This window comes from Chloroflexus sp. (assembly GCF_056331925.1).
The window spans coordinates 104,882-124,267 of the sequence record NZ_JBWGQH010000007.1 but is presented as its reverse complement, the minus strand read 5'-3'; the positions used below and the strand labels follow the sequence as shown (position 1 = coordinate 124,267).

Here is a 19,386-nt window from a genome sequence, read left to right as displayed (position 1 = left end):
GTCATTCACATCATAATCGCGGCCTCGATAGCCAGGCGTGCTTTACACCGTCGCCCCACTCGGCACATACCCATCGGTAGGAAACGCCGAAGGTTGCGTCCGTGGTCGGATCGCAACATTCCGCCCAATTCGCACACCGGCAGGAATGCATGCTTTCAGACCAACCAGCGTCAAACCGGTATTCAAACGTTCTGGTGCTTCGGTATTGGGCGTATTTTCATCGCCATCACCAACCCGTGTCCCTTCCCCGATCCGCACTCCTTCATCGATGATACAACGATCAAGCACTGCCCCTGCCTCAACGATTGCATCACCAAGCACAATTGAGTCGCGCACAATTGCCCCCGGTGCGACCACCACGCCGGGCGACAGCACCGACCCGATCACGGTGCCATAGACACGGCAACCATCGCTCAACAAGCTATTTTCGACCCGTGCTTGTACACCAATCTCGGCTCCCGGCCGGTCGGAACTAACCGTATGGATCACCCATTCTGGATCGTACAGGTCGAGCGCCGGTGTTTCGGCCAGTAAGGCCAGATTAGCCTCATAGTAGGCCTGCACCGTACCGACATCAGCCCAATACCCTTGAAAATTATAGGCATAGGCACGAGCGGTTGTGACAATCTGTGGCAGAATATGACGACCAAAATCGACGGCATCGGTCGAGCGTAGCAGATCGATCAAATACTGTTTACGAAAGACGTAGATGCCCATGGAAGCGAGATTCGAGTCGGCGCGACGCGGCTTTTCAACGAAACGGTCAACCCGCCCGCCACTACCGACCGATACGATCCCATAGCGATACGCATCGTGTGGGCTGACACTCCGTACCGCCATTGTCAGATCGGCATTGCGTTCTTCGTGTAGCTCAAGCAAGGGACGGTAATCCATTTTGTAGATATGGTCACCGGCCAACAACAGCACGGCATCAACCGGCTGATCCTCGACCAGATCGAGATTGTAGCGCACTGCATCGGCCGTACCGCGTTGCCAGCCACCACCATCGGGTGTTGGTGAGGGATGCAGGATACGCAACCCACCTTGGGCACGGTCTAAGTCCCATGGGCGGCCAACACCGAGATGGGCGTGAAGTGAACGAGGTCGATACTGGGTCAGGACTGCAACATTGTATAACCCTGAATTGACACAATTCGAGAGGGCAAAATCGATAATCCGATACTTGCCGCCAAACGGTACCGCCGCTTCGGTACGCTCAGCGGTAAGCACGCTCAACGCCGGTGAGTCACCACCGGCCAGGATCATCACAAGAGTACGTAACATAACTACTCCAACGCTGTGTTCGGCGAATCACTTGACCGGTCGATCAGATCGTCTCTCCTGACGGCACATCACCGGCAGGAAAATCTTCAGTATCACGATCAGGGTTGATCACCACATTGCGCCCGATGGTAACACCGGCAGGAATATGCGCCGCTTTACCGACCACGGTCACACCACAATTGATTTTATCGGGCTGTTTGCGGTTGGGCACCGTCAAATCATCGCCGAAACCGAGTCGCACACCGGCACCGACCACAACTTTTTTATCGACGATCACGCGGTCGAGCACCGCCCCAGGACCGATCCACGTATCGTTCATCACCACGCTATCGCGGACAATCGCACCCGGTGACACATACACGCCCGGCGACAACACCGAGTGTATTACCGTACCACGGATCGTACAACCGTTACAGATAATCGACTGATGAACCCGCGCTTGTGGCCCGATCTTGGCCGGTGGTCGTTCTTCGCTACGAGTGCGAATCAGCCAATTTGGATCGAACAGATCGAAATCGAGCGAGGGATCGAGCAGTTGCATACTCGTTTCCCAATACGACTGAATCGTCCCAACATCAACCCAATAACCCTTAAAGCGATGGGCAAACACGCGATCCTCGGCTACCATCGCCGGAATGACATCTTTACCGAAATCGATCCGCGGTCGCTCCGGCCCACCCTCCGACAAACGCCGGATGAGGATATCGGTATTGAAAACATAAATACCCATCGAGGCCAGATTTCCCTTATCGCGCGCCTTGGGTTTCTCGGTAAACTCGATGATCCGGTCGTTCTCATCGGTCGTCATAATCCCAAAGCGATCCGTCTCTTCCAGAGGGACCTCCATTACTGCCACCGTTAAGTCGGCCCGTTTGCGCAGGTGGGTGTCGATAATGTCGTTGTAGTTCATTTTATAGATATGGTCACCGGAGAGAACTAATACCAGATCGGCGCGTCGTTCTTGAATGTAGTTCAGATTCTGGTAGATCGCATCGGCGGTACCTCGATACCACGACTCATCGCGTCGACCTTGATACGGCTGCAACAACCGCACACCACCACGGTTCCGGTCGAGATCCCACGGTTTGCCGATCCCAATATGCTCGTTGAGCGAATGGGGTCGGTATTGCGTCAATACTGCTACATCGAAAATGCCGGAATTGACGCAATTCGAGAGGGTAAAATCGATAATGCGAAACTTACCGGCGAACGGCACCGATGGCTTTGCCCGCTTTTCCGAAAGTACACTCAGACGAGTGCCTTCGCCGCCTGCCATAATCATTGCTATAATTCGCATACGCCTCCCGTACCATTGCAAAACCCGGCTGCGTTTCGATTGTAAAGGCAAGTGAGTGATCGTGCAATGCGGAGGGTCACAAGCGTTGTTACGATTACATACAGCTCGGTTGTGCGATGACTGCTTAACTGCCACCATCTCCAACCGCAACAATACCAAATCTTCTGCTATAGTGAATATACTAGAAAGCGGAACCGAGCCATGGACCAGTATCCGATGCCGATACAGTCATCATCGTTTGGTTGTTCACGAGTTCTCCTCATCATCGCAATCACCGGAGGAATAGCTCTCGTCTCGTGTTGCGGACTACTTGCCTTTAGTGGTTGGCAACTCTTCAATTATTCGCGCACCGATCTGGCGGCTATTAAACAGGTAGTGATCGATTTCATAGATGCAGGTCGACGAAACGATACCGCTGCTGCATTAGCAATCTTCGCCGATTCCACTCAAACTAGGGTAACACGCCGCGATCTTGAACAATTGTTTGCCAACCGCCGATTGTTCCGTGAGGTTCAGGATGTATCGATCACAAGTTTTAACTTTACCGTTAATCTTGTTGAGGGGGAGAGCGCCGAGATCGGTGGATCGATCATGTACACCGATGGCTCCAGCCAAGCATTTACCGCTCGATTACACAAAGAAAACGATCAATGGCGATTGATCCGGATCGATTTTCGGTAACGGCCAACTACGACATAGAGAAGGAGGCGCGCCATGTTCCGTACCATTCTCATTCCCCTCGATGGCTCTCCGGTCGGCGAGCAAGCGCTTGCTGCGGCCGCTCGGTTGGCTCGCGCCACAGACGCTACTGTCCATCTCGTTCACGTCCATTATCCAAATGCGTTGACACCGATTGTGATCGAGACGTTACCGGTAATCGATGCCGAACTGCATTCATTGGCGGCTGAGCACGAACGGTTTTATCTGGCACAAACCGCTCAATCCCCCCTTTTGCATGGGTTAGATGTTGTGACCACACGCCTTGAGGGTCCGGTCGCTGAGACGTTGGCTGCGCATGCGCAAACCATTCAGGCCAACATGATCGTCATGACAACACACGGTTGGAGTGGTTTTGAATATTTCTGGCTGGGAAGCGTTACTGAGGCCCTGTTGCGGTTAACCCATACACCACTCTGGATTATGCGACCGGGCGAATCGGCTCAACGCGCCGCTCAACCGCTCCAACGTATCCTCGTCCCACTTGATGGTTCGCCACTTGCCGAGAAGATTCTACCGGTGGTGCAAGCCTTAGCCGCACTCGATAATGCACGGCTGATTTTAGCCCGCGTCATTGATAGACTCCGCTCACCGCCGAACCCAGACATCGACACGCAGCACATCGAAGCCTACTTACAGGCAGTGGCAACTCGACTTGAAGCCCAAGGTACCCCTACCGACATTGCCGTCGGTACAGCCGACCAACCGGCACGCGCGTTGCTCAACCTCAGTCGTGAGCTAAACGTAGACACGATTGCTCTCGCAACACGTGGACAAGGTGGTTGGCGACAGTTGATGGTGGGAAGTACTGCCGACAAGCTGATTCGGGGTAGTCCGGTACCGGTGCTGGCGCTCTATCCATCGTCTCATGAGACTGCTACTCACCGGCACAAAGATGGATGACCGCATCACCAACCTTCACTTCGCCTTCGTTGATTACCCGTGCATACAGCCGGCTCCATCCAGGGTAGAGGCGTTGACTGACGCGACTGAACCAGCCCCGTTGAAATGAGCCGGCAATCGTATTGCACGGTGTCGTGTATTCGGTAATCTCCAATTCAACCCATGCGCCGATGAACAAGCGGTCCCCAATCGCCAATCGATCCCAATCGAGGCCGCCAATCGTCAGATTTTCGCCGATGGTACCAGGTGCAATGGGGTGACCCTCCGCCTGTAACGCTATGATCCGTTCGATAGAATAGAGACAGACAGCCCGTCGCGGCCCGCCATGGTGCTCGCGGTCACGCTGCCGATCACCCCGCACTCCGTCGTAGGTGATTTCGGCAACCGCTACCGGATGTTTTGGCACACCACCGTTGGGATTGACATTGATTTGGACGACATATCCTTGATTCATAGAAGAACCTCTCTTGGCAGCCACTCTGTCATCTCTTATCATATCAGACTATTACAACAATACTGAAGTGGTTGGTCAGTTCAGGATAAGGATATACGAATGGAACAACCTCCCCCACGCGAGACCACTTCCCTCCCGGCAACGGTGCTAGCCGAAGAGCAGCAGAGCGTGACACCGGCAAAACCCGTCACTACGAGCGAGATTACCATCGGTGTACACAAACCCACTTGGTTAACCGTGGTGCAGCGTCTTGCTTACGCACTGATCGGTCTCCTGCTGTTTGTGCTCGCATTAGAATTGCTCAAACGCGGTGCAGCCGGCTATGGCAAGTTGCTCGTTGAACAACTGAATATCACCTCACTGGGCAGTGCGCTCGGTTTTGGTTGGCTGCTGGCTTACATCTTTCTGAGTGGATCGCCGGTTGCTGCCATCGCGGTGGCTTTCTTCGCCTCAGGCACGATCGATGGGTTGCAAACCTTTACGATGATCACCGGCTCGCGGCTTGGTGCATCCTTTATCGTTTTGTTTGTTGGCTTTCTCTACCATCTGCGCGGCCACCAACGCGCAGCGAGTGTTGCAATCGGGGTGTTGGCACTGCTTACAACGGCAGCTATCTACATACCTGCATTGGTGCTCGGTTACTGGTTGCTCCAATCCCAATGGATCGGAGTGATGACAGCCACTGTTGACAGCCCGCTCAATTCGGTGATTGACGTTATCGTCGATCCCGTCGTAGCATTCATCGTTCATATCTCACCCGATTGGTTGCTGTTAATCATCGGCGCCCTGATCCTCCTGAGTGCGTTTAGTCTGCTCGACCGTGCCATCCCCGATGTACCTGGTGAGCAAAGCGTGTTTGGTAAGGTAGGACAGTTACTCTACCGGCCATGGGCGATGTTCTTACTCGGCGCATTGATTACCTCGTTTACCCTTTCCGTCTCGGTTTCCCTATCAATGTTGGTGCCCCTCACGATACGAGGCCTTATCCGGCGTGAAAATGCACTACCCTACATTATGGGAGCAAACATCACGACCTTCATCGACACCCTCGTCGCCGCGCTCATCATTGGCGGCGCCGCGGCGTTTACGATTGTCTTCGTCGAAATGATGTGTGTCACCTTCTTTTCCCTAGTGATCCTCTTGCTATGCTACCGTCCCTTTGCCCGCATTGTGCTCGGCACTGAAGCGTTTATTGTTAGCTCTACGCCGCGTCTGATCGGCTTTTTAGGCCTGATATTTGCCATACCGCTAGTGCTGCTATTTGTACGATGGTGAGGACAACAATGCATATTGCCTTGTATGCCGGGCAGAATGCACAACGGAACGAGCTGATCTTGCTCTCCATCCCGTTGATCACCGCATTAGCCCATCGCGTGACCCTGATTACTCCTCAAGACGAAGCCGAGTTGGCGCATGAAGCACTCGGCCAATTACCGCTCATAGCTGACCTGACCGTCCACCTCCAGACACACGGGAATACCTTCGCCGCCGCTATTGAAACAGCACTTCAACGTGAGCAACCCGATCTGCTGCTCATTCCAGCCTTTACCTCACCGACAACCCTTCTCGGCTGGCGCGAACGGCGTCGTGAATTGAACGTACTTAGCTCATTACCGATACCGTTTTTGCGTGTTCAGGGGAAGGTCAAACCGATCCATCAGATCATCGTCGCTAGCGCCGGTGGTGAACAAGCGTTACAAAGCATTCCCCTCGTCGGTCAATTGGCCCGCGCCTACCATGCGACGGTCACAGTGTTGCATGTCTCTTCGCAAGATTTAGTCTATTTTGAAGGGTTTGCTGCTTCACCCCTCTCAGGTGAGGATGTGCTCAACCTTGATCAGATGACCGGTACGACGCTGCATCAACTGGTTGCCGGCTTACAAGCTCAAGGGATCACCGCCCATCTCCAAATCCTCAACGGCCTTGTTGAAGAAACGGTACTCGCCGAATGTCAGCACTACGATCTCCTTGTCATCGGAAGTCATCAACCGACACCGATAGGGAGACCGGCCGATCAGCGCTGGCTCCGCGTGATCCAGCGCCTTTCATTCCAAGATGTGACGCGCGATTTGCTTGAGCGCAGCCCGGTGCCGGTGTTGGTAACCGGAAAGAGCGCAGCACAATAAGGCGGTGCTGACACCCAACGAACCGTTGAGTAGCGTTCAGATACTCGTATGTGACTTCACAATGATATAATTAAGGTAACCATTCGTTTTCCGCGTACACATGTGTGTTAACTGGCAGAGGAGGAGCACTGTGGGCTACGAAGCCGTCTATCGCCGATCGATTGAAGACCCCGAAGGCTACTGGGCTGAGTTCGCTGCCGAACTGCACTGGTTCAAACCGTGGGATAGGGTACTCGATAACAGCAACCCACCGTTCACCCGTTGGTTTGTCGGTGGTGAGACGAACCTCTGCTACAACGCAGTTGACCGTCACGCGCTTGGCGGACGACGCGGACAAGCAGCTTTGATCTGGGAGAGCGCTGAGACCGGCCAATCACGCACCCTGACCTATTTCGAGCTGTACCGCGAAGTGAATCGGCTTGCTGGTCTGTTCCACAATCTCGGCGTGCGAAAAGGCGACCGCGTGATCATCTACATGCCGATGGTACCCGAAGCGATCTTTGCCATGTTGGCGTGTGTTCGCATTGGCGCTATCCACTCGGTAGTCTTCGGCGGATTTTCGGTTACCTCACTCGCCTCGCGGATCGATGACGCCGAGCCGGTGTTGATCGTCACTGCTGATGCTGGGATGCGCAAGGGCCAGCCGGTTCCGTTGAAAGAGATCGTGGATAAGGCGCTCGAAGAAGCTAACACCGATAGCGTGCGCGATGTGCTTGTCCTCAACCGTGGTATCGTACCGGTTGAGCTGAAGAAGGGGCGCGATCTCGATTGGTATGAGCAGTTAGCTAAACGCGGTGAGCGATACATTGAGCCGGCCCGTATGCTCAGTACCGATCCCTCGTATATCCTCTATACCTCCGGTACCACTGGCAAGCCTAAAGGGGTAGTACGCGACACTGGCGGCTACATGGTGGCACTCTACGCCAGCATGAGCACCATCTATAACTGTGGTGACGGTGACGTATTCTGGAGTACCAGTGACATCGGTTGGGTCGTCGGCCATTCGTATATTGTTTATGCCCCTCTCTTGAAAGGTGTGCCCACCGTCGTGTACGAGGGTCGCCCCGATCACCCCGATCCCGGTGTCTGGTGGCGGGTGATCGAGAAGTACGGTGTGACCCACGTCTTCACTGCACCGACGGCACTCCGCGCGTTGCGTAAGTTCCCTGAGCAATGGATGCGTGATGCCGACATTAGCTCGCTGAAGATCCTCTTCGCCGCCGGTGAACCACTCGACGCACCGACCTACGAGTGGGCAACTCAAGCCCTCGGCGTACCGGTCATCGACCACTACTGGCAGACCGAGAGCGGTTGGCCGATGGTGACGAACCCGGTCGGTGTCGAGCTGTTGCCGATCAAACCGGGGTCGCCGACAAAACCGGCATTTGGTCATCGTCTTGAGGTGGTTGACGCTGATGGTAACCGTGTGCCACCCGGTGAGAAAGGCTTTCTCGTCGAGCACGGCCCATTGCCCCCTGGTACATTGCTCACACTCTGGAATGATGACGAGCGGTTTGTGAAGGGATACTGGGGCTATTTCAAAGACAAACTGCGCTACATGACTGGCGACTACGCCATTCAAGATGAAGACGGCTACCTGTTTATGCTGGGTCGCGCCGACGAGGTGCTCAATGTGAGCGGTCACCGCCTCGGTACCCGCGAAATCGAAGAGGTAGTTTCGGCGCATCCGGCGGTCGCCGAAGCGAGTGTGATCGGTGTACGCGACGAGCTTAAAGGCGAGGATGTGTTGGTTGTAGCCGTGCTCAAACAGCATATCACGCCACAAATGCAAGACGACATTGCTAACGAAATTCGACAACTGGTACGCGAGCGGATCGGCCCCATCGCGACGCCTAAAGCAGTTCACTTTGTCAGCATGCTGCCCAAGACGCGGTCGGGTAAGATCATGCGCCGCGTAATCCGCGCTGTCTATCAGGGTGACAATATTGGCGATCTCAGCACCATCGAAGACGATGCCACCGTCGATATGGTGCGCGAAGCAATCGCAATGCTCCGCAGCGATCTCTCATAAGGCATCGGCGCACCTTACCTCGGATAGTAAGGTGCGCTCGTTCACAAAAACTTTACTGGAACTTTAATCTCTGCTCACAATCTTGCGCTATTGTGAAAATATCCACACAGATACGGTTTGACATGGAGGCGCGGCCACGCCTATAATTCGTGTATCCATTCGCTTGAACTGCCGCGCAAACACGCAACAAGGAGGTTCGACTCATGACTGAGACTCGCGATGTGGCGCTGCCTGACACCGGTGAACTGTACTACCCTGATCCGGCGCTGGTTGAGCAATCCAACGTGATGGCGTATGCTCGCAGCAAGGGCTTCAACTCCTACGATGAACTATACGAGTGGACCATCACCCACCGCGAAGAGTTTTGGGCCGATATGGCCGGTGAGCTAGAGTGGTTCAAACCGTGGGATAAGGTGCTCGATGATAGCAACAAACCATTCTACAAGTGGTTTGTTGGTGGGAAAACCAATATCGTCTACAATGCAATCGACCGCCACCTCAAGACGTGGCGCAAGAACAAGCTGGCCTTGATCTGGGAAGGTGAGGATGGGAGCCAGCGCACCTATTCCTATTACCAGCTCAATTACGAGGTGTCGCGGATTGCCAACGTGCTGAAGAGCATGGGGGTGAAGAAGGGCGATATTGTTACCATTTATATGCCCCGCATCCCTGAGCTGATGTTTAGCATGCTGGCCTGTGCTAAGATCGGCGCCGCTCACAGTGTGGTCTACGGCGGCTTTTCGGAAGCGGCGCTTGCTGACCGCTTAGCCGATGCCAAGAGCAAGGTGCTGATCACTGCCGATGGCGGCTACATGCGCGGCAAGATCGTCGAACTGAAGAAGATCGTGAACGAGGCGTTGGCCCGGACTCCCACCGTCCAAACCTGTCTCGTCTTCCGCCACACCAACCACGGTGCCCCAATGGAGCAGGGGCGAGACTTCTGGATGCACGATCTCCTCGGTTTGCCGATTGCCAACGGCCATTGCCCCACCGAAGAGATGGACGCCGAGGATATGCTGTTTATCCTCTACACATCGGGCACAACCGGTAAACCCAAAGGTGTAGTACACACCCACGGTGGCTATATGGTCGGTACCTATACGACGCTCAAGTTTGTGTTTGACATCAAAGACGAAGATCGCTACTGGTGCGCCGCCGACCCAGGCTGGATTACCGGCCACTCGTTTATTGTCTATGCACCCCTGATCAACGGTGCTACCTCGTTTATGTACGAAGGCGCTCCCAACTATCCATACCCCGATCGCTGGTGGAGCATGGTCGCCAAGCACGGGATTACCATCCTCTACACGGCCCCGACTGCTATTCGCGGCTTGATGCGCTTCGGCGATTTGTGGCCCTCGCGCCACGATCTTAGCACTCTGCGCTTGCTCGGTTCGGTTGGCGAGCCGATTAACCCTGAAGCGTGGAAGTGGTTCTACGAAAAGATCGGCCATAATCGCTGCCCCATCATGGATACGTGGTGGCAGACTGAGACCGGCCACTTTATGATTACACCGACCCCGGCTGTACCGCTAAAACCCGGTTCGGCGACCCGCCCCTTCCTCGGCATCGAGGTCGATGTGGTGCATGAAGATGGTACGCCCTGCGCACCCGATGAAGATGGTCTGCTGGTGATCAAGACACCGTGGCCGGGAATGATGCGCACGATCTTGTACGATCCACAGCGCTACGTCGAAGGTTACTGGCAGAAGGTGCCGCCGTACTACGCTGCCGGTGACAGCGCACGGAAAGATAAGGACGGCTATATCTGGGTAATTGGCCGCCTCGATGATGTGATCAAGGTGTCCGGCTACCGGCTGGGCACCGCCGAAGTCGAGAGTGCGTTGGTCAGCCACCCCGCAGTTGCCGAAGCCGCCGCGATTGGGTTGCCGCACGAGGTGAAGGGCAACGCGATCCACGCCTTCGTTATTCTGCGTGCCGGTTACGAACCGAGCCACGAGCTGGAAGAAAAACTGCGCGCACACGTTGGTCACGAGCTTGGCCCGATTGCTCGCCCCGACTCGATTACCTTTGTAACGTCACTACCCAAGACACGCTCCGGTAAGATTATGCGCCGTGTACTGCGTGCCCGTGCGTTGGGCCTACCCGAAGGCGATATTTCAACGCTCGAAGAGTAACGCTATTCCGTGCCGGCATAATGAAGGGGGCAAACCATCGCGGTTCGCCCCCACATTGTTCTCTTACCTCACCGTCCTACGGCTCTTGCACCCAGACTCTACCCGTCAGGCGGGCACGGTAAGTAATTTGACCATCCCGTTGATCAATGGGTTTTGGTTGAACGATATAGCTGATTGGTACGTTAGGGTTAATCAGGGCAGTCTCCCCAAACTCGCTCCGTATCCGTTCGCGATAGGCTTGTAGAAACGCTTCTCGCAAGGCTTGCTGATTAGCATCCGCCGGTACCGTCACCTCTAGGTCATACTCGACTGCGCGTAGCTCACCGGTTGGTGAACGGGATTGTTCCGTCGTACTCAATATCGGTGCAATCAGCGGTTCGGCCCAACTTGGCCGCACGGCGATCACATAGCTACTCACGAGGGTCAACCCAATCAAGGCGAGTAGGATCAGGGAAACGACAACTTGCCCAAATGCCATCCGCCTCGATGGTCGCGTGCGTGTAGCCGCTTGAACCGGTTGGGCAGGGGATACTACCGGTTGCGGCGGTGGAACCGGTGCAGCCGCTTGGACCGGTTGGGCAGGGGGCGCCACCGGTTGCGGCGGTAGAACCGGTGCAGCCGGTCGTGCCGGTACTGGCGCTTTGGCCGAGGCCGACGGTGCGACACGTACCTGTACCGGTTGCGACTGGAGCTGGACACGTGGAATGAGCGCAGTACGAAACTCCTCCATCGTCGCATAGCGATCCGATGGCACCTTCTGCAACGCCTTTTCGAGTGCCGCACTTGTCCGTTCCGAAATAGTCGGTACCAGTGAACGAACCGGTGGAAATGAAAAAGGCATTTCTTGGGTCGGATCGCGCCCGGTCAGCAGATGGTGTAACGTTGCGGCCAATGCGTAGATGTCAGATTGTGGCGTCGCCAGCCCCTGATACTGCTCAGGCGGGGCATAGCCCGGTGTACCGATCTGTGTACCACGTTCGGTAGGTTTGAAAAGCTTAGCAATACCGAAATCGATCAGCTTAATGTCACCGCTCGGTTCAATCATCACATTTGAGGGTTTCATATCGCGATAGATCAAGCCCTTGCTGTGCAGATACCCAAGCACATCACACAGCTCATCGGCCCACCGTAGTACTCGCTGCTCATCAATCCGACCCTCGCGTTCGACGATCTGTTCGAGATCCTCGCCGCGAATAAAGTCCATCGTTAAATAGTGGCGACCTTCATCGGTAAAGTGGCTGTAGACGCGGGGAATACGCGGATGGCGGAGCTGTTGCAGCAACTCCGCCTCGGCATTAAATCGTTCAACCGCTTCGGCCCGTTCTTTTGGGTCGGTAAAGCGGTCGAGCATCTCTTTAATCGCGTAGATATTGCCGTCCTGGTCAATGCCCTCGTAGACAGCACCCTGACCGCCGCGCTTAATGATGCGTGTAATCACATAGCGACGATGATCACTGGGCTGGTCATTATTCAGCACAACATCGTGACCGCAGTGCTGGCAAAACCGTGCCCGCCGCAGGTTCGGCTTGAGACAGATAGGACAGAGGATGCTGGTCACCTCAGCCCCAGGACTTTGGTTTAGAGCAGGAGACGGGCGGTGGCTTGCCATTGTTTTAGCACGCTTTACGGTGTATGAGAATGGGCTAATCTAACGGATCATACGCAATTGCCGGTGGCAAAGTTGCAATTGAAGTATGCAGCAGCTCGCGTCCTATGCTTCATCAGGCAGGTGGAGACATCATCAACGAATAGCCGGTATACGCTGCCTCACAACTATCGTATCACATCCTACCGCATTGTGCGATGTGCCGTACCTCTTAATGGGGTGCGGCAACAAGGCTGCCGCATTCCACCTTTGACACAACGCAGCACCAATGTGAAGTGCGCCACTATCAACCGAACTATCGGCAAGGCGCTCGGTACACGTTACACTCAACTACAGAAAATTCTTCGCCCGGTAACCGAGCCACCCCAGTGCCGATGGATCATCTCGCCAGTTATGCCGCACTTTCACCCACAGATCGAGATAGACCGGACGGCCCAACATCCGCTCAATCGAGGTACGCGCTGCACTACCTATCTTCTTCAGCATACTCCCACCGGCCCCGATCAGGATGCCCTTTTGGCTCTCTTTTTCCACATTAATCGTCATGCGGATATACGTAGCCGTTTCCTTCTCGATCCACTCCTCAACTTCAACCGCGATTGCGTGCGGAACTTCTTGTTGCAAATAGAAGAGTGCCTTCTCGCGCACAAACTCAGCAGCGAGTTGCTGTTCGGTTTGGTCGGTGATCTGATCGAGTGGGTAGAGAGGTGGCCCTGATGGCAGCCGGCGACCGATCTCGCTCAGTAATGCCGTCAATCCCAGCCGGCGACGAGCCGAGATGGCAATCTCCATCTCCCACTCACCCAACTCACGGTACGCCGGTAAGTAATTCGCCCCAGGTTGGCGTGGCTTTTGGTCAACCTTGTTCAGGACGAGCAGCTTATGACCGTGCGCCCGCTGGACTTCCTGGGCAATCATACGGTCGAGTCGGCTCGGTGGCTGACTAATATCAACCATAAAACAGATCACATCGGCGTTGGGCAAGGTTCGCTCGGCCAACTCAACCATCAGCTTACCGAGCCGGTGGTTTGGCTCGTGAATACCGGGCGTATCGATAAAGATAATCTGTTCGCCGGGCCGCGATAGAATACCACGCACCGGCACACGGGTTGTTTGCGGGCGTGGTGAGACAATCGCTACCTTCTGACCGAGCAGGGCGTTGAGCAGCGTACTTTTACCCACATTTGGCTTACCGACGAGAGCGACAAAACCGGAACGCCATTGGTCGAGGGGGACAGTCGTATCCGCCAAGGTTTCAATACCTTCAACGCCTTCTTCCTGAGCTTCTTCCTCGGTAGGAGACGTAGGGGTAAACACAATTGGCCCCTCACCGGCAACCGGCTCATCGTCGAAAGACACCATCAGCGGAGCCAAACGCGACAGTCGTTCGGAAGTACGCCACTGTTCCGACAGCAATACCTCAATCCCGAGCACCACATCGTCGGCATCGAGATCAAGCACAGCAACGTCGTGCAGCGCCACTACTTCCGCCGGCTCTTCATCGGCGACGCGGACATAGAGATGACCATACTCACCATCGAGCCAGTTGTACGGCCCATCGAGCACCAATTCGAGCTGGCTCAGAATGACATCATCGTCCAGATCGATCCGACAGCCAAAGATAGCTCCTTGGGCATCGAGGAGGAGGTGGGCGGGATACTCCATCGCTGCCACCACCTGGCCCTCTGCGAGATCGGCAAAATAGAAGTACAGCGTACCGACATCTTGATCCAGCGAACAATATTTCATACCTTATCCTTATCCTTGTGAACTCAGCGCAGCCTCACCGACCACCGGCTCAGCCTGAGGAGCCGGGTTGGGATGATCGGCGCTCGACGGGGGTTCGGGCTGATCGGTCAACTTCCGATAGAGATAACTGAGAATAATCCGAATGACAGCCGCGATTGGGATCGAGATAAAGAGGCCAAATGCACCGGCCAAAGCACCGCCGGCCAGAATGGCAAAGATAACTACGCCCGGATGCAAACGCACCAATGGCCCCATAACATTAGGAATAATGAAATGATCCTCGATCTGGCGTAACACGAAATAAATAACACCGAGCAGAATCGCCAATGAGACATTCGACAACCCAAACGGTGTAACCGGCTGAAACAACGCCACCATCATCGCAATCCCGGCTGCCGACCACGGCCCGATAATCGGTAAAATCTCGAGCACACCGGAGGCAATCGCGATCACGAGTGCGTATGGTACCTGCAAAATCGAGAGCGGAATATAGAGCAGAACCGACATGATCACGATGAGAATTAATTGCCCTCGAATATAGGCATTAAACACGCGATCTATTTGATAGCCGAGATCACCAATTTCACGTCGGTAGGGCGATGGGATTAGATTCCGTGCCCATTCCTTCAACTGTGGTGCTTGTAACAACAGATAAAATGTAATAATCAAATAGACCAACAGATAAATCACACTTTCGAGCGCTGAAAAGACAATCTTGGGCACATTCCCGCTCAACCAACCAGCAATATCACGGATCAACCCGATCAACTGTGCCTCGAGCGGAGCAAGGCTAATCACTACATCGCCAAGAACAATCGATTCATTCTGCTCGAACCAGATAGTCAATTCACGAATTATCATCGGTGCACTCGCCGCCAAATCGCGACTCTGTTGCCCGATGCGCGGCCAGAGAGCGATAAACAGTCCATAGAGCACAGAACCGGCCACAATATACAAGATCACAATCCAGATCGCCCGACTAATGCCGGTACGCCGGTGCAACCAACCGATGAGTGGATTAAACAGATACGCCGTAATAATTGCTCCGATAAACGGCGGCAAAATATGCGTAATCTCGTGCAAGAAAACGATTATTAACCCAACAACAATTGCGCTTGTAATCCATTTTGCTTGATAAGAAAAGCGGATCGGTCGTGCGTCATTTTCCATCGCGATTTCCTCAACCCCCGATTAACAGAAAACGGGCAAACGAATCACCACATTCGATGATTCGCTGCCCTTCATTATACCGAGAATAACGAACAGTGCAGTTACCGATGTGACGGGCCCTCTAACGTGCGGCGCAACGGCACATCGGCCTTAAGCAAATCGTGGGCCTCACCGCGGCTAAGCGTCACCTCGATCTGCTCGGCATCGATCGCCGGCAAATAGCGCTTCAGCACCTCTGCCAGATCGGCTTTCATCTGCGCCATCATCTCTGGAGTCAGTTTATAGCGATCATCGATCAGCACCGTCAACAACCGCTGCTTAGCCAGTTCGGCGCTCGAATCGCGTTTTCGACCAAAGAGGCCATTCAAAAAGGACACGAGCACTCCTTTCGTCTATATCCGTCGCCGTCCAAACAAACCGAGCAGACGATCGAGGACTCCCTGTTGGTCAGGGATCGCCATCACCGGCACATCTTCCCCGGATAGTCGTTGCGCAATGTTAATATACGCGCGACCGGCAAGCGAATTGGCATCGTAAACAGCAGCCTCACCACGATTCGTCGCGATCACAATCGTCTCATCTTCGGGCACGATACCGAGCAGCGAGATCGCCAACAACTCCAACACATCTTCAACCGACAACATCTCACCACGGCTCACTAGCCGCGGCTTGATCCGATTGATAATCAATGAGGCCGGCCCTTTTTCGGCCGCTTCCACCAAACCCACAATACGGTCGGCATCGCGCACCGCCGACACTTCCGGGGTCGTTACAATAATGACCTCATCGGCTCCGGCGATCGCATTACGAAAACCGGCTTCGATCCCCGCCGGACTATCAATCAAGACAAAGTCAAATTCAGCACGTAGTTGGTTCGTCAGATCGATCATCTGCTGCGCGTTAACCGCGTCTTTATCACGAGTCTGGGCAGCTGGCAACAGACACAATTCAGGTAACCGTTTATCTTTAATCAACGCCTGTCGCAACCGGGCCCGACCCTCAACCACATCCACTAGATCGTAGACGATGCGGTTTTCGAGCCCCATCACTACGTCAAGGTTTCGTAGGCCAATATCGGCATCTACTACAGCCACGCGTGCTCCCCGCATCGCGAGTGCCGTCCCCAAATTGGCAGTGGTCGTCGTTTTGCCAACACCCCCTTTACCCGAAGTGATGGTAATGACTCGTCCCATACAACCCCGCTAACGCTTGAACGCTTCCCATCCATCAACAACAATCTCGCCGCCGGCGATCCGGGCGAACTCAGGGCGGCTCATTTTATCACGATCCGGCGGACGCGCAATGAAATCGGCGATGCGCAACTGGGTTGGACTAAGGTCGAGGGCACAGATAATTGCCGTAGGATCACCCAACGCACCGGCATGCACTAACCCACGTAGCCGCCCCCAGACCACAACACTGCCACCGGCAATGATCTCGGCACCGGGATTCACATCGCCGATCAAGGTGAGGTGACCGGTATGACGCAAGACTTGACCCGAACGCAATGTACGCATGACCATCAAGGCTTCAGATTCCACCACCGGAGTCGGTTCGGTATAGCGCGGTAGAGGGCGTGTCGCCAAACCGGCCGCCCGCGCCGCCATCCGTGTTGTTCGTTCCGACGAATCAATCGCGGTTGCTTGCACCCCATGCTGGCGGATCAAAGCCAGCATCTCTTCGAGCTGCAACGCAGAGACTTCACGCTCACCAAGATCGATCACCAGACTGGCACCGTGAAAGAAGCTGCGCCGTTCACTAAGGTGATGGTCGAGCCGACGCAACAGTTCCGACCATGCAGCGTTGGCATCTAAACGAAGCCGTAGCCCATCGCGGCTGCCTTTGATGGTAATCAAGTCGCTCATGGTCATCCTAATCTTATAGAACGCATAATTCTAGCCAATTATAGCACAGGATAGCGGCAATTTCCTAATGTCACTGAGCAGAGACACGGTCAAACCTGCTCATAACGCAAACCTGCACCATGGAGTAACCTTTTCTGGTATAATAGTACACGGAAATGTTTTCCGTATTATGAAAGGAGGGTTGTATGGCCACCCCCCACCTTCCGGCCGGTGTAACCATCACCGCACCCATCACTCCAGAGTACGCCGAGATTCTCACCCCTGAAGCCTTAGAGTTCCTCGCTACCCTACATCGTCGCTTTAATGCACGTCGGCTTGAATTACTCGCCCGCCGTACTGAACGGCAACGAGCCATCGACGCCGGTGAACGGCCTGATTTTCTTCCTGAAACGGCCCATATCCGCGCAAGCGATTGGACGATTGCACCCTTCCCTCCTCAACTCAACGACCGCCGCGTTGAAATTACCGGTCCGGTTGACCGCAAGATGATCATCAATGCGCTCAACTCAGGGGCGAAGGTCTTTATGGCCGACTTTGAGGATGCGAATACGCCAACATGGCAAAACCAGATCGAAGGACAGATCAATTTGCGTGATGCTCTTCGCCGGACGATTACCTATACCAGTCCTGAAGGCAAGTATTACGCACTCAACCCCAATCCGGCGATCTTGTTTGTCCGCCCACGCGGCTGGCATCTGCCGGAAAAGCATATGCTGGTCGATGGTGAGCCGATCGCCGGTGCTATCTTCGATTTCGGCCTCTATTTCTTCCACAATGCACAGACGGCTATTGAGGTACAGGGCGGACCATACTTCTACCTACCCAAGCTCGAGAGTCATCTGGAAGCACGGCTGTGGAATGACATTTTTGTGCTGGCCCAAGAATTGCGCGGTATTCCACGAGGGACGATTAAAGCGACCGTGCTGATCGAAACGATTCTGGCTGCGTTTGAGATGGACGAGATTCTCTACGAGCTACGTGAACACTCAGCCGGCCTCAACTGTGGACGTTGGGACTATATTTTCTCGTGCATTAAGAAGTTTCGCAATGACCCCAATTTCTGTCTCGCCGACCGCGCGTTGGTCACAATGACAACGCACTTCATGCGTTCGTACTCGCTGCTCGCGATTAAGACCTGTCATCGGCGCGGAGCGCATGCCATGGGGGGGATGGCCGCGCAAATCCCGATTAAGAACGACCCGGCAGCAAATGAAGCAGCGTTAGCAAAGGTGCGTGCCGATAAGGAGCGTGAGGCAAACGATGGGCATGACGGTACGTGGGTGGCTCACCCTGGCCTCGTCTCTGTCGCGATGGAGGTCTTTGATCGCCTGATGCCCACTCCCAATCAGATTAACCGCCAACGCGATGATGTCCACGTGACAGCCGCCGATCTGCTGGCCTTTGGCCCGAGTGAACCGATTACCGAGCAGGGACTACGGCTCAACATCAATGTCGGGATTCAATACCTCGGCGCATGGTTGGCCGGTAATGGCTGTGTGCCGGTCTTCAACCTGATGGAAGACGCGGCGACTGCTGAAATATCGCGCGCTCAGATCTGGCAGTGGATCCGCAGCCCGAAGGGAGTGTTGGAGGATGGTCGTAAAGTGACCGTGGAACTGTTCCGGCAAATGCTTCCCGAAGAGCTGGCGAAGGTACGCGAGATTCTCGGCCCGGCCTACGAAGATGGTCGCTACGAAGAGGCCGCCGAACTGTTCGATGAAATCACTACCGACCCAAACTTCGTCGAGTTTCTGACGTTGCCGGCGTATGACCGTATTCCGTAATACGGTTTGGTGATGGTCATCTGAATACGCCGAGCCGGTAAGGGACATTGTAATTTGACCACGCGAGCGTCTCCCTCGCTTGCTCTTGTTGCGCTGTGCTCTCTAGAATGTACTGCATGACACGGGGAGGATGGTATGCTGCGCTCATCGTGACCTGGTCAGGTGCCCCCCTGTCATTTCGCGCGGAGCGAGCAATCTACCGCTTCAACGCACTACAAAGATGTCTCGCTGCGCTCGACATGACACGGGGAGGATGGTATG

Annotated in this window: 16 protein-coding genes; 7 read left to right on the top strand and 9 right to left on the bottom strand. The window is 54.7% G+C overall.

Features of this window, described 5'->3' with window-relative positions:
* Window positions 1–42 precede the first annotated feature (42 nt).
* Window positions 43–1,284 (bottom strand): glucose-1-phosphate adenylyltransferase family protein, encoded by a 1,242-nt coding sequence (locus AC01ZF_RS05600; protein WP_424674617.1) that lies wholly within the window; start codon window positions 1,282–1,284, stop codon window positions 43–45.
* A gap of 43 nt (window positions 1,285–1,327) precedes the next feature.
* Window positions 1,328–2,581 carry a glucose-1-phosphate adenylyltransferase gene (locus AC01ZF_RS05595; RefSeq protein ID WP_424674618.1) on the bottom strand — a complete coding sequence of 418 codons (1,254 nt, stop codon included), beginning with the start codon at window positions 2,579–2,581 and terminating at the stop codon, window positions 1,328–1,330.
* Window positions 2,582–2,782: 201 nt separating this feature from the next.
* Between AC01ZF_RS05595 and AC01ZF_RS05590 the strand changes: the two genes are divergently transcribed.
* Window positions 2,783–3,262: a hypothetical protein gene (locus AC01ZF_RS05590; protein WP_424674619.1), complete on the top strand. Its 480-nt coding sequence runs from the start codon at window positions 2,783–2,785 to the stop codon at window positions 3,260–3,262.
* Window positions 3,263–3,295: 33 nt separating this feature from the next.
* Window positions 3,296–4,201: a universal stress protein gene (locus AC01ZF_RS05585; RefSeq protein ID WP_424674620.1), complete on the top strand. Its 906-nt coding sequence runs from the start codon at window positions 3,296–3,298 to the stop codon at window positions 4,199–4,201.
* Here AC01ZF_RS05585 and AC01ZF_RS05580 read toward each other — a convergent pair.
* Window positions 4,176–4,655, bottom strand: a complete 480-nt coding sequence (locus AC01ZF_RS05580; protein ID WP_424674621.1) for an MOSC domain-containing protein — start codon at window positions 4,653–4,655, stop codon at window positions 4,176–4,178. The genes AC01ZF_RS05585 and AC01ZF_RS05580 overlap by 26 nt on opposite strands.
* Window positions 4,656–4,754: 99 nt before the next feature.
* Here AC01ZF_RS05580 and AC01ZF_RS05575 point away from each other — a divergent pair, with 99 nt between their 5' ends.
* The 4 genes from AC01ZF_RS05575 to acs all read left to right on the top strand — a co-directional run bounded on the left by AC01ZF_RS05575 (window position 4,755) and on the right by acs (window position 10,951).
* Window positions 4,755–5,930 carry a hypothetical protein gene (locus tag AC01ZF_RS05575; protein WP_476575192.1) on the top strand — a complete coding sequence of 392 codons (1,176 nt, stop codon included), beginning with the start codon at window positions 4,755–4,757 and terminating at the stop codon, window positions 5,928–5,930.
* 8 nt (window positions 5,931–5,938) lie between these two features.
* Entirely contained in the window at window positions 5,939–6,781 is an 843-nt protein-coding gene (locus AC01ZF_RS05570) for a universal stress protein (RefSeq protein ID WP_424674623.1), read from the top strand.
* A gap of 130 nt (window positions 6,782–6,911) precedes the next feature.
* Window positions 6,912–8,813: a propionate--CoA ligase gene (gene prpE / locus AC01ZF_RS05565; RefSeq protein ID WP_428112757.1), complete on the top strand. Its 1,902-nt coding sequence runs from the start codon at window positions 6,912–6,914 to the stop codon at window positions 8,811–8,813.
* A 203-nt stretch (window positions 8,814–9,016) separates the two neighbouring features.
* Window positions 9,017–10,951, top strand: coding sequence for an acetate--CoA ligase (acs, locus tag AC01ZF_RS05560; RefSeq protein WP_424674625.1), 1,935 nt, complete (start codon window positions 9,017–9,019; stop codon window positions 10,949–10,951).
* Between the two features lie 76 nt (window positions 10,952–11,027).
* On the opposite strand, the gene AC01ZF_RS05555 is transcribed toward acs, so the two are convergent.
* The 6 genes from AC01ZF_RS05555 to minC form a co-directional block, all read right to left on the bottom strand.
* Entirely contained in the window at window positions 11,028–12,560 is a 1,533-nt protein-coding gene (locus tag AC01ZF_RS05555; RefSeq protein WP_424674626.1) for a serine/threonine protein kinase, read from the bottom strand.
* Between the two features lie 327 nt (window positions 12,561–12,887).
* The gene (gene era / locus AC01ZF_RS05550; RefSeq protein WP_424674627.1) at window positions 12,888–14,306 is read right to left on the bottom strand and encodes a GTPase Era; all 1,419 of its coding nucleotides are present in this window, start codon (window positions 14,304–14,306) and stop codon (window positions 12,888–12,890) included.
* Window positions 14,307–14,315: 9 nt separating this feature from the next.
* Window positions 14,316–15,476, bottom strand: coding sequence for an AI-2E family transporter (locus tag AC01ZF_RS05545; RefSeq protein ID WP_424674628.1), 1,161 nt, complete (start codon window positions 15,474–15,476; stop codon window positions 14,316–14,318).
* 101 nt (window positions 15,477–15,577) lie between these two features.
* Window positions 15,578–15,853, bottom strand: coding sequence for a cell division topological specificity factor MinE (gene minE, locus AC01ZF_RS05540; RefSeq protein WP_424674629.1), 276 nt, complete (start codon window positions 15,851–15,853; stop codon window positions 15,578–15,580).
* 15 nt (window positions 15,854–15,868) lie between these two features.
* The gene (minD, locus tag AC01ZF_RS05535) at window positions 15,869–16,669 is read right to left on the bottom strand and encodes a septum site-determining protein MinD (protein ID WP_015942465.1); all 801 of its coding nucleotides are present in this window, start codon (window positions 16,667–16,669) and stop codon (window positions 15,869–15,871) included.
* Window positions 16,670–16,678: 9 nt separating this feature from the next.
* Complete coding sequence (gene minC / locus AC01ZF_RS05530; protein ID WP_424674630.1) at window positions 16,679–17,341, bottom strand: septum site-determining protein MinC; 663 nt, start codon at window positions 17,339–17,341, stop codon at window positions 16,679–16,681.
* A gap of 185 nt (window positions 17,342–17,526) precedes the next feature.
* Here minC and aceB point away from each other — a divergent pair, with 185 nt between their 5' ends.
* Window positions 17,527–19,125: a malate synthase A gene (gene aceB / locus AC01ZF_RS05525; protein ID WP_424674631.1), complete on the top strand. Its 1,599-nt coding sequence runs from the start codon at window positions 17,527–17,529 to the stop codon at window positions 19,123–19,125.
* The last annotated feature ends 261 nt before the right edge of the window (window positions 19,126–19,386 follow it).

Excerpts from the sequence above, each read along its gene's own strand:
- AC01ZF_RS05600 (WP_424674617.1), bottom strand. The coding sequence starts at position 1,284 with ATGTTACGTACTCTTGTGATGATCCTGGCCGGTGGTGACTCACCGGCG.
- AC01ZF_RS05595 (WP_424674618.1), bottom strand. The coding sequence starts at position 2,581 with ATGCGAATTATAGCAATGATTATGGCAGGCGGCGAAGGCACTCGTCTG.
- AC01ZF_RS05590 (WP_424674619.1), top strand. The coding sequence starts at position 2,783 with ATGGACCAGTATCCGATGCCGATACAGTCATCATCGTTTGGTTGTTCA.
- AC01ZF_RS05585 (WP_424674620.1), top strand. The coding sequence starts at position 3,296 with ATGTTCCGTACCATTCTCATTCCCCTCGATGGCTCTCCGGTCGGCGAG.
- AC01ZF_RS05580 (WP_424674621.1), bottom strand. The coding sequence starts at position 4,655 with ATGAATCAAGGATATGTCGTCCAAATCAATGTCAATCCCAACGGTGGT.
- AC01ZF_RS05575 (WP_476575192.1), top strand. The coding sequence starts at position 4,755 with ATGGAACAACCTCCCCCACGCGAGACCACTTCCCTCCCGGCAACGGTG.
- AC01ZF_RS05570 (WP_424674623.1), top strand. The coding sequence starts at position 5,939 with ATGCATATTGCCTTGTATGCCGGGCAGAATGCACAACGGAACGAGCTG.
- acs (WP_424674625.1), top strand. The coding sequence starts at position 9,017 with ATGACTGAGACTCGCGATGTGGCGCTGCCTGACACCGGTGAACTGTAC.
- AC01ZF_RS05555 (WP_424674626.1), bottom strand. The coding sequence starts at position 12,560 with ATGGCAAGCCACCGCCCGTCTCCTGCTCTAAACCAAAGTCCTGGGGCT.
- era (WP_424674627.1), bottom strand. The coding sequence starts at position 14,306 with ATGAAATATTGTTCGCTGGATCAAGATGTCGGTACGCTGTACTTCTAT.
- AC01ZF_RS05545 (WP_424674628.1), bottom strand. The coding sequence starts at position 15,476 with ATGGAAAATGACGCACGACCGATCCGCTTTTCTTATCAAGCAAAATGG.
- minD (WP_015942465.1), bottom strand. The coding sequence starts at position 16,669 with ATGGGACGAGTCATTACCATCACTTCGGGTAAAGGGGGTGTTGGCAAA.
- minC (WP_424674630.1), bottom strand. The coding sequence starts at position 17,341 with ATGAGCGACTTGATTACCATCAAAGGCAGCCGCGATGGGCTACGGCTT.
- aceB (WP_424674631.1), top strand. The coding sequence starts at position 17,527 with ATGGCCACCCCCCACCTTCCGGCCGGTGTAACCATCACCGCACCCATC.